Annotated in this window: 12 protein-coding genes; 8 read left to right on the plus strand and 4 right to left on the minus strand. The window is 67.5% G+C overall.

Annotated elements, in window-relative coordinates:
• Positions 1–14: 14 nt before the first annotated feature.
• From RBH22_RS01440 to RBH22_RS01450, 3 genes are all read right to left on the minus strand, one after another.
• Positions 15–242, minus strand: coding sequence for a hypothetical protein (locus RBH22_RS01440; RefSeq protein WP_306676325.1), 228 nt, complete (start codon positions 240–242; stop codon positions 15–17).
• 74 nt (positions 243–316) lie between these two features.
• Complete coding sequence (locus RBH22_RS01445; RefSeq protein ID WP_121567970.1) at positions 317–772, minus strand: metal-dependent transcriptional regulator; 456 nt, start codon at positions 770–772, stop codon at positions 317–319.
• A 31-nt stretch (positions 773–803) separates the two neighbouring features.
• Positions 804–1,298, minus strand: coding sequence for a ferritin-like domain-containing protein (locus tag RBH22_RS01450; protein WP_121567972.1), 495 nt, complete (start codon positions 1,296–1,298; stop codon positions 804–806).
• Positions 1,299–1,460: 162 nt separating this feature from the next.
• Here RBH22_RS01450 and RBH22_RS01455 point away from each other — a divergent pair, with 162 nt between their 5' ends.
• The 4 genes from RBH22_RS01455 (at position 1,461) to RBH22_RS01470 (ending at position 5,382) form a co-directional block, all read left to right on the plus strand.
• Entirely contained in the window at positions 1,461–1,892 is a 432-nt protein-coding gene (locus tag RBH22_RS01455; protein ID WP_256546529.1) for a DUF5791 family protein, read from the plus strand.
• Entirely contained in the window at positions 1,892–2,803 is a 912-nt protein-coding gene (locus RBH22_RS01460; protein WP_306676326.1) for an NAD(P)H-binding protein, read from the plus strand. The genes RBH22_RS01455 and RBH22_RS01460 overlap by 1 nt, the downstream gene beginning before the upstream one ends.
• A 57-nt stretch (positions 2,804–2,860) precedes the next feature.
• Positions 2,861–4,156 (plus strand): DHHA1 domain-containing protein, encoded by a 1,296-nt coding sequence (locus RBH22_RS01465; protein ID WP_306676327.1) that lies wholly within the window; start codon positions 2,861–2,863, stop codon positions 4,154–4,156.
• A 131-nt stretch (positions 4,157–4,287) separates the two neighbouring features.
• Positions 4,288–5,382, plus strand: coding sequence for an aldo/keto reductase (locus RBH22_RS01470; protein WP_306676328.1), 1,095 nt, complete (start codon positions 4,288–4,290; stop codon positions 5,380–5,382).
• 57 nt (positions 5,383–5,439) lie between these two features.
• Here RBH22_RS01470 and RBH22_RS01475 read toward each other — a convergent pair whose 3' ends face one another.
• The gene (locus RBH22_RS01475) at positions 5,440–5,610 is read right to left on the minus strand and encodes an HVO_0758 family zinc finger protein (RefSeq protein WP_199722979.1); all 171 of its coding nucleotides are present in this window, start codon (positions 5,608–5,610) and stop codon (positions 5,440–5,442) included.
• 146 nt (positions 5,611–5,756) lie between these two features.
• Between RBH22_RS01475 and RBH22_RS01480 the strand changes: the two genes are divergently transcribed.
• The 4 genes from RBH22_RS01480 to RBH22_RS01495 all read left to right on the plus strand — a co-directional run bounded on the left by RBH22_RS01480 (position 5,757) and on the right by RBH22_RS01495 (position 9,255).
• A complete protein-coding gene (locus RBH22_RS01480) occupies positions 5,757–6,884 on the plus strand; it encodes an MFS transporter (protein ID WP_306676728.1) in 1,128 nt (375 codons plus the stop codon).
• Between the two features lie 72 nt (positions 6,885–6,956).
• Positions 6,957–8,099: a glycosyl transferase family 2 gene (locus tag RBH22_RS01485; RefSeq protein WP_306676329.1), complete on the plus strand. Its 1,143-nt coding sequence runs from the start codon at positions 6,957–6,959 to the stop codon at positions 8,097–8,099.
• Positions 8,096–8,593: a hypothetical protein gene (locus RBH22_RS01490; protein WP_306676331.1), complete on the plus strand. Its 498-nt coding sequence runs from the start codon at positions 8,096–8,098 to the stop codon at positions 8,591–8,593. Before RBH22_RS01485 ends, RBH22_RS01490 begins: the two co-directional genes overlap by 4 nt.
• Before the next feature lie 62 nt (positions 8,594–8,655).
• The gene (locus RBH22_RS01495; RefSeq protein WP_256546535.1) at positions 8,656–9,255 is read left to right on the plus strand and encodes a CoA pyrophosphatase; all 600 of its coding nucleotides are present in this window, start codon (positions 8,656–8,658) and stop codon (positions 9,253–9,255) included.
• The last annotated feature ends 18 nt before the right edge of the window (positions 9,256–9,273 follow it).

Raw genomic sequence — 9,273 nt, forward strand, 5'->3', positions numbered from 1 at the left:
GGTGGTCGGCTGCCTCATCGACGTTCGTGTCTGCTTTCCGGGTTAGTATCCGGATCGAGACCGGTCTGCTGTAGCTCCACGGAGTACCCCCCGCACTCCGGACAGACGTGATACTGTACGTCGTACGTCGCCCCACAGCCCAAACACGCGTACGGTGCTGTTCGGTCGGTTGCCTCCGACGCCTCGCGGGGCCCCAATCCCGCGAGTTTCAGGAGGCGATCGAGCGCCGTTGTCCCATCCATATCCAACGCCTCAGTCGGGAACATCTTGAAGCTACGGGCTTCGTCCTGCTTAATAAGCCGGGAGAAAAACGGCGTCAGTCCGCGCGTTGCTCTTCGGCTTCGACGTTGGCCTCAGAAGCCACTTCGAGGTGACAACAGGCGTCCGTTTCGGGGTCGAAGCAGTCGGGGCACTCGGCGTTTCGATCGATGATCGTGTCCAGGCGCTCGGCGACGAGGTCGTCGATGACCGGTTCGAGTTCGCGTGCCTCGGCGCGGAACTCCTCGACGGAGAGGACGTTCGCGAGGAATCGCTCGATGATGCAGTACGTCTGGAGTGCATCCCGGGCGCGGACGATCCCGTCGTCGGTGAGCGTGACGCCCTTGTACTTCTCGTGTTCGGCGAGCCCTCGCGATTCGAGTTTCCCGATCATCTCGTTCGCGCTGGCGGGGCTGACGTCGAGGCGATCCGCGAGCGCGCCGGTCGACGCCGGGCCGTTCTCCATCTGCTGGAGGAGGTAGATCGCCTTGACGTACTGGTCGGCCGTGTTCATACCGTCCCTCCGTGACGCATCGTATCTCGTCTCATTGCCGTTTGTTCATAATTTTCGTGACTTCTTCGACGCCGTCTGCTTCCTCCTCGCGGATCTCGATGAGCACGTCGATGAGTCGGTCGCGGTCGATCCCGAAGGTCGCCTCCGAGGCCCGGAGCGCGCCGACGAGGTCGTCGTAGAACTTGTACGCCGTCTCCTCGTTGCACAGTTGGTCGTAGAGGATGTCGTCGAAGTCCTCGGGCTCTGTCTTGCCGTACTGGGCTTCGACGAGCGCTTCGATCTCGTCGAACGGGATGCTCTCGGCGTCGAGTTCCTCGACGAGCGCTTCCAGTCGCTCGCGATGCTCGGCGGATTCCGCGGCGGCGTGTTCCAAGAGCGATTCGATCTCGGCGTCGAGCTCTGATCCCTCGTCGAGCGACTGATAGTGGTGATACGACCGGGCCTCGACGACCTCTTCGAGGACGATCCCGATCTGGAGCAACCGCGCGAGCTGGTGATCGGAGCTGACGCGATGGCCGACGCTCACGGCTGCACCTCCCGATTTGCGGGCGATACGTGGCTCATACTCGTTGGGTGGGTAGTGACGGACTTAAGCAGTTCCCCTTCGCGGGGTGCGACCCCGACGCCCCCGAGACGCCGCCACGCCCCGTTCGGAAACCGTTTTGCCGCCGCGGTGGCGAGTAGCGGTATGCTCTACGACGCGGCCGAGGAGCCGGCGACGCTGACTCCCGAGGCGTTGCGCGAAGCCTACGAAGCACAGCTCAGAGCCGTCCTGACAGACGTCGGCGTCGAAACCGCAGCCGCCGAATCGGGCGTCGACGTCGACACCGTCGAGGCGCTCGCCGACGGCACCGTGCCCGATCTGAGCGTCGCAGACGCCGCCGCAATCCTCGCACTCGACGAGGCCCGCCCCGACGCCGAGGCGATCGTCCTCGAACTCCGCGATCACCTCCTGATGGCGATGACGACCGGCGTCGTCGACGTCGACACGATCGCCGCAAACGTCGGTCTCGGGCTCTCGGGGCAGGAGGTCCAACAGGCGCTCGAAGGCCGGACGACGATGACGCTCGAACAGCTCGCGGCGATCCAGCAGTTCCTCGCCGAACGGAACGAACGCTGATGGCCCGAACCGTCATCGTCGGCTGTGGGTACGTCGGCCTCGAACTCGGCCGGCAACTCGACGCGGCCGGCCACGAGGTGACCGGCGTCCGCCGCTCCGACGCCGGACTCGACGCGGTCGCCGAAGCGGGTCTCGACGCCGTCCGCGCCGACGCGACCGACGCCGACTCGCTCGCTGCCCTCCCCGACGCCGACTGGGTCGTCTTCGCGGCCAGTTCCGGCGGTCGCGGTGCGGATGCCGCCCGCGACGTCTACGTGGAGGGATTACGGAACGTCATCGCGGCGTACGCCGATCGCTCCTCGCCTCCGGATCGGCTCGTCTACACCTCCTCGACGGGCGTCTACGGCGACCACGGCGGCGACTTCGTCGACGAGGAGACGCCGATCGAGCCGACGACCGAGAAGACCCGCGTCCTCGCGGCGGCCGAGCGCGTCGCCCGTGAGGAAACGGCTGCGGCCGGCATCGACGGCACCGTCGCGCGCTTTGCGGGGCTGTACGGTCCCGACCGGTACCGACTCGATCGCTATCTAGAGGGCCCCGTGACGGAGGGATATCTGAATATGGTGCACCGCGACGACGCCGCGGGCGCGGTCGCGTTCCTCCTCGAATCCGACCTGGCACGCGACGACGTCGTCCTCGTCGTGGACGACGAACCGGTCGACAAGTGGGCGTTCGCCGATTGGCTGGCTACCGAGTGCGACGAACCTGCCCCACCGAAGCGGACGATCGAGGAGCGACTGGACGACCCGGACCTCTCGGCGGCCGCGCGCCGGCGGATCCAGACCAGCAAGCGCTGCTCGAACGCGCGCCTGCGCGAACTCGGCTACGACTTCGCGTATCCGACATATCGGGAGGGTTACAGCGCGGCGATCGAGGCGTATCTGTCCGGAACGGACGCTTCGGAGATCTGAACTGCACGTTCGGCGGCGGTTCCCCCAACCACTCTAGCGCTCGTTTCGGGACGCGCCGTGGATCTGTTCGATTGTGATTTCCCCCAGATCCCCGTCTGTGAGCGCGTCACCCGGCCGAACGAAGGAATCTTCTTAGGGATGCACTCTGACGCAAAGAGTATGTGGTCCCCGCTTCCGGGCGTCGCCTCGAACGCCAGTTCGGAGTTCGTCGGTCGCGCGAGGGAGCTCTTCGTGGCCTACCCTGCTGTCGTCCTCGCTGTCGTCGTCGGTCTCCTCGCGCTCCTCGTCGGTCTCTACGCGATCAAGCGGTTCGAGCGGCCGATGGGGACGCGCTTTCTCGAACAGGTCTCCGGACTCGACGAGGTCGCGGTGCTGTTGCATCCGAATCCCGACCCCGACGCGATGGCGACGGGCATCGGCGTCGCGAGCCTCGCCGAACAGGTCGGAACTGATGCGACGGTCCAGTACGCCGGGCAGGTCCGCCACCAGGAGAACCGCGCCTTCCAGACGGTACTGGAGATCGACATCGACCGGATCGCCCACGTCAGCGACGTCGCGGCCGAACACGTGGTCCTCGTCGATCACAACCGCCCGCGAGGCTTCGCTGGGGCCGATAGCGTCCTCCCATTCGCCGTCGTCGATCACCACCCCGGCGAGGGGACCGGCGGCGAGTTCACCGACGTGCGGACGGACTACGGGGCTGCCTCCAGCATCGTCGCCGAGTACTTCGAGGACGTCGGCGCCAAGCCGGTCCCGCCGGCCAAACACGCGAGCGAAGTCGACGCGGCCTACACCGTCCCGTCGACGGTCGCGACCGGCCTGCTCTACGGTATTCTGACCGACACCAAGCGGCTGACTGCCGGCTGTTCGGCCGCGGACTTCGCCGCTGCGGGGTTCCTGTACGCTGGGGTCAACGAGGATCAACTCGACCGGATCGCAAACCCCGAAGTCTCGACGGAAGTCCTGGAACTGAAAGCCCGCGCGATCGCCGGCCGCGACGTCCGCGGGCCGTTCGCCATCAGCGACGTCGGTCGCATCTCTAATCCCGACGCCATCCCCCAAGCGGCCGACGAACTGGTCCAACTCGAAGGCGTCACCGCCGTCGTCGTCCTCGGCGAGCGGGACGGGACGATCCACGTCTCCGGGCGCTCACGCGACGATCGCGTCCATATGGGTCAGACGCTCGACTCGGCGGTATCGGGTCTAAAGAGCGCCTCGGCGGGCGGGCACGCGCGGATGGGCGGCGGACAACTCGTCTTACACAGCGGCCAGATCCAGACCGAGACCGGCGAGACGATGCCCCGCGACGCGCTCCGCGATCGCCTGTTCGAGTCGATGTCCGGCGACATCTGACGCCGTGGGACGGCTGGCAGTTGGCGGTTGGCAGTTGGCGGTTGGCGGTTGGCGACTTCCGAGTTCCGAACTTCGGCTCCCGACTCTCGACTTCCGACGCCCGTTTACCCGCGCGTCCCTTTGCCTGGACTATGGCGACGAGTCAGGGGACCTGGGGATACCGCGATCGGTTCGGCGACGCCTTCGCCCGGACGTACTTCCGTCGGTTCGGACCGGGTGTCGCTTCGAGCATCGGCCTCGGCACGTACCTCGGGGCTCCGACCGACGAGTACGACGAGCGCTACCGCGAATCGGTCACCGACGCGCTCTCGGCCGGCATCAACCACGTCGACACCGCGATCAACTACCGCCACCAGCGGAGCGAGCGCGTCGTCGGCGAGGCGCTCGACGCCGCCGACGCCGGCCGCGAGGAAGTCGTCGTCGCGACCAAGGGCGGCTTCGTCCCGTTCGATGGCTCCCGTCCCGACGATCCGGGCGCGTACGTCCGCGAGGAGTTCGTCCGCCCCGGCCACGTCGCTGTCGACGACCTCGCGCGCGGCAGCCACGCGATCGCCCCCGACTTCCTGGATGAACTGCTGGACCGCTCGCTCGCGAACCTCGGCGTCGACACGGTCGATTGCTACTACGTCCACAACCCCGAAACGCAACTGGCGGTCAGGAACCGCGAGGCGGTCTACGAGCAACTCGAAGCGGCTTTCGAGCGCCTCGAACGTCGCCGCGAGGCGGGCGACATCGGCGCCTACGGCGTCGCGACCTGGGAGGCGTTCCGCGTGCCCCGCGATCACGACGCGTATCTCTCGTTGCCCGAGGTCGTCGACCGCGCCGCGAGAGCGGCCGAGAAAGTGGGCGCCGCAGAGCCCGGACTGAAAGCGATTCAGCTCCCGTTCAGCGTCACGATGGCCGACGCGTTCACCGTCGCGGCGCACCGACTCCCCGAAGAAGAACGGGACGTCAGCGCGCTCGAATACGCCCAGGCGGCCGGCCTCGACGTCGTCGCGAGCGCGACCCTCGCACAGGGTGATCTTGCGTCGTCGATCCCGGCAGCCGTCGACGCGGAGTTACACGGCGAGACCGCCGCGCAGCGAGCGATCAACTTCGCCCGAAGCGCCCCCGGCGTCACCACCGCGCTCGTCGGCACGAGCTCGCCGGGGCACGTCCCCGAAAACGTCGCTGCCGGCACGTTCGAGCCGCTCGGCGCGCGAGCGTTCGACGCCGTCTTCGAGTGACGGCGTGCCCCTCACCTGTCTGCGGCCGTTCTCTCCGATTCACCGCCCGCCCGCTGTCTACCGGAGTTCCTTCCACTCCGTTTCGCAGTCGGGACACCGCCGCACAGTGTAGACCTCGTCGGGATCGTTTTCGGTCTTCAGCGTCTCGCCGCACTCCGCGCAGTTCAGACGCCCGTAGGTGTCTTTCTCCAACTCCCCGTCTCGAAGCCCCTTCCGCGTCGTCTTCATAGTCACCTCGAACGTGGAGGGCGTGAGGTAAAAAGATCAGTATAGCGCGATCCGCTCGTCTCCGGCGCTGGATCGCAACAGTTGACACCCCTTACGGGCAAGGGTCGGTCGTGTCTCGGAGCCGACTGTTCGGTACGCTCTGTTCGATGTTCTTCCTGGTGAACCTCGCGAGGGTCGTCTTCGCACCGCTGCTGCAGGAGTTCATCGCGGTGTTTCAGATCGGCGAGGGCACGGCCGGGCTCATCGCGACGCTCGCGTGGCTCGGCAGCGCGCTCCCGCGGATCCCGACCGGCTGGGTGCTTACGCGTGTCCCCCGTCACCGCGTGATCCTCGTGACCGGCGCGGTGCTCACGACCGCTGCGGCGTTCACCGCGAGCGCGAACTCGGTGCTTTTCGTCGGCATCGGCGCGCTCCTGATGGGGCTCTCCTCGGGCGTCTATCTGGTCGCCGCGAACCCGCTCGTCAGCGAACTCTACCCCGAACGCGTCGGCTGGGCGCTCGGCGTCCACGGGATGATGAGCCAACTCGCCGCCGTCGCGGCCGCGCCGCTCGTGACGCTGATCCTGACGTTCTTCTTCGACTGGCAGCTCGTGTTCGTCTGCGTCGCGGCCGCGGCGGCGCTCGTCACGGTCGCGCTGTATTTCGCCGCGCGGTCGACAGAGCTCCCCGACGCGGGCACCGACGACAGAGACCTCCTCGGCGCGATCCGCTCGGAGTGGCGCGTCGTGCTCTTGGGCGTCGTGGTCGTCGGCGCGACCGGCTTCGTCTGGCAGGGACTGTTCAACTTCTACGAGCTGTATATGGAAACGAAAGGGCTCGCCGACGCGACCGCGAAGAACCTCCTCACGGTGATTTTCGCCGCTGGCGTCCCCGCCTTCTTTATTTCCGGGCGGCTCACTGACCGGCTCCCGCGCGTCCCGTACATTCTCGTGATCATCGGGTCCTTCACCGTCTCCGTGCTCGTGCTGACAGTCACGACGGGACTCGTCCCGATCCTCGTCCTCACGGCGGTGATCGGCTACGTGATCCACAGCCTCTTTCCGGCGATCGACACCTATCTGCTGGACACGCTACCGGACGAGACGCGAGCGAGCGCGTACGCGTGGTACTCCGGTGGGATGATGGTCGTCCAGGCGACGGGGTCGTCGGCCGTCGGGACGCTCCGCGAACTGGGACTCGCCTACGACGCCATCTTCACGCAACTCGCGCTCGGACTCGCCGTCGTCGTCGTCGGGTTGGTCGTCTTCCAGCAGGCGGGGCGGCTCCCGCAGTGACGCCCACGACGCGCGGGCGATAGGCATCCGGAACCCCCGCGCTTTTGCTCGTTCCGCCCTGAGAATGCTTCGATGGAGTACGTGCAAGCGCGGGTGACGACGCTCCACGGTCTCGCCGATCCGCTCCCGACCGCTCCGACCGGGCGCGCGGCGGTCGTCGTGCCGATGACGGAGCGCGACTGTCAGGGCGCGGCCGCAGACCGGGTGTTACAGACGCTCGAACGGCTGGAACCCGCTCGGGTCGTCGTTCCGCTCCGCGCCGCCCCCGAGCGCGTCGAGTCGGTCCACGAGTGGCTCTCGGCGTACGACCTACGGCTGGAACTGCTGTGGTGTGACGGCCCACGCCTCGCGGAGTTGCTCGCCGATGCCGGTCTCGCTGGCGGTCGCGGAAAGGGCCGCGACGTGTGGCTGGCGCTCGGCCGCGCAGCCGAAGCGGAGTTCGTCGTCGTCCACGACGCCGACACGACGACCTACGACGAGTCGTTCGTCCGTCGGCTGCTGTTCCCGCTGGCGAACGGCTACGACTTCTCGAAGGGCTACTACGCGCGCGTCGAGGACCAGCGCCTCTACGGGCGGCTCTTTCGGCTTTTCTACGTCCCGCTCGTCCGCGCGCTCGTCGATGCCCACCCCGACCCCTATCTCCAGTATCTCGATTCCTTCCGCTACGCACTCGCGGGCGAGTTCGCTGCGACGGCCGAGACGGCCCGCCGGATCCGGACGCCTCGGAAGTGGGGGCTCGAAGTCGGAACCCTCGGCGACGCGTTCGACGTCGCCGGGTTCGAGGGAACGGCACAGGTCGACCTCGGCACGTACGAACACGACCATCGCGCGGTCGACGGCTCGGCCGGGCTCTCGGAGATGAGCCGATCGGTCGGCGAGACGCTCCTGCGGGGCGTCCTCGAACACGGCATCGACGTCGACTTCGAGACGCTCCCAGAGCGCTATCGGACGACGGCAGAGACGCTCGTCGAGCAGTACGCGATGGATGCGGCGTTCAACGACTTCCACTTCGACCGGGACCACGAGCGGCGGCAGGTGACACGCTACGCGGCGGCGGTCACCGAACCGACGGGAAGCGACGATCGCCTCCCGGCGTGGGAGGACGCGCCGATCACTGCGGATGCGGTGTTCGACGCAGCCACGTCCGACCTCGAAGACGCGATTGGACCGGGAACGACGAGCGCGCCACCGATCGACGCGGGAGGCGGCGAGTGACGGACGATTTCCGGGCGAGTGACTTACAGCGGGACGAACTCGCCGGCGTCGTCGACCTCTTCGGTGCGCTCGCTCCCGGCGAACTCGAGGATGCCCTCGAAGAACTGGCGTTCAAACGGCAGGCAAGCGTCGACGCGGACGTCGTTGCCGAGGCCGTCGACGACGCGATCGCGGCGTTCGCGCTCGTCCGCTACGAGGACGACGGGGAGACGCTGCTCGCGCCCGGCCCGGCCGCCTTTCCGTCGCTCCCCGAGCACGCCGAAGACCTGCCGCACATTCTCGAGGTGCCCACGCGCGAGGTGGACCGCGAGACCGCCGACGCGGCCGTCGCCGAACGCCTCAGAACGGCGGCCGCGCGAGCCGTCGCGGAGGAGGACGACGCCGAAATGCGTCGGCTCCTCGACGTGACGTACGACGTCGACGTGTGGTCCGATACTGTCGCAGTCGACGACATCCGCGCGCGACTCGACGACGCGCTCGACGGCGACTCGTAACTCACTCACATAAAGAGCCGGCCGACAGTATAAGCCCCCTCGGCTCGTACCCCACTCCGAGTATGGATCTCTCGCGGGTGTCGGCGTATACACCGGAGCCGGTCGGCGGGGCGGGCCAACAGGCGGCGGTCCTCGCCCCGGTGCTGGTACGAGACGGGGAAACGCACGTCCTGTTCACGAAGCGCGCGGACCACCTCGGGGAGCACCCCGGACAGATGAGTTTCCCCGGCGGCTCACGCGAACCCGAAGACGGCACGCTCCAGACAACAGCGCTCCGCGAGGCCGACGAGGAGATCGGACTGCGGTCCAAGGAGGCGGCCGTCTTCGGCCGTCTCGACGACATCCTGACGGTGACTGACTACTCCGTACGGCCGTTCGTCGCCGCAGTCCCCAACCGCGCGTACGATCCAGACGAACGCGAGGTCGCCGAAGTCGTCCCGCTCGCCGTCTCTGACCTCGCCGACCTCGACAACTACGAATCCGAACGGCGCGAGTTCTCCGGCTACGGTTGCCGCCGCATTCACTACTTCCACGTCGGCGACTACACCGTCTGGGGGGCGACCGGGCTGATGCTCGCGCAGCTGCTCGAACTGACGACCGACTGGACCGTCCCCGAGGAACCGGACCGCGTCGTCGACTCAGACGCGGAACTTCCGGTGTAGGACGCGAGACGCGAGAGA

Origin of the sequence: Halobellus sp. H-GB7, assembly GCF_030848585.1 — an archaeon.
Classification (GTDB): Archaea; Halobacteriota; Halobacteria; order Halobacteriales; family Haloferacaceae; genus Haloquadratum; species Haloquadratum inordinatus.

What these genes read in the sequence shown, in the direction of transcription:
- RBH22_RS01440 (WP_306676325.1), bottom strand. Translation starts at nt 242, where the DNA reads ATGGATGGGACAACGGCGCTCGATCGCCTCCTGAAACTCGCGGGATTG.
- RBH22_RS01485 (WP_306676329.1), top strand. Translation starts at nt 6,957, where the DNA reads ATGGAGTACGTGCAAGCGCGGGTGACGACGCTCCACGGTCTCGCCGAT.
- RBH22_RS01460 (WP_306676326.1), top strand. Translation starts at nt 1,892, where the DNA reads ATGGCCCGAACCGTCATCGTCGGCTGTGGGTACGTCGGCCTCGAACTC.
- RBH22_RS01480 (WP_306676728.1), top strand. Translation starts at nt 5,757, where the DNA reads ATGTTCTTCCTGGTGAACCTCGCGAGGGTCGTCTTCGCACCGCTGCTG.
- RBH22_RS01445 (WP_121567970.1), bottom strand. Translation starts at nt 772, where the DNA reads ATGAACACGGCCGACCAGTACGTCAAGGCGATCTACCTCCTCCAGCAG.
- RBH22_RS01475 (WP_199722979.1), bottom strand. Translation starts at nt 5,610, where the DNA reads ATGAAGACGACGCGGAAGGGGCTTCGAGACGGGGAGTTGGAGAAAGAC.
- RBH22_RS01455 (WP_256546529.1), top strand. Translation starts at nt 1,461, where the DNA reads ATGCTCTACGACGCGGCCGAGGAGCCGGCGACGCTGACTCCCGAGGCG.
- RBH22_RS01470 (WP_306676328.1), top strand. Translation starts at nt 4,288, where the DNA reads ATGGCGACGAGTCAGGGGACCTGGGGATACCGCGATCGGTTCGGCGAC.
- RBH22_RS01495 (WP_256546535.1), top strand. Translation starts at nt 8,656, where the DNA reads ATGGATCTCTCGCGGGTGTCGGCGTATACACCGGAGCCGGTCGGCGGG.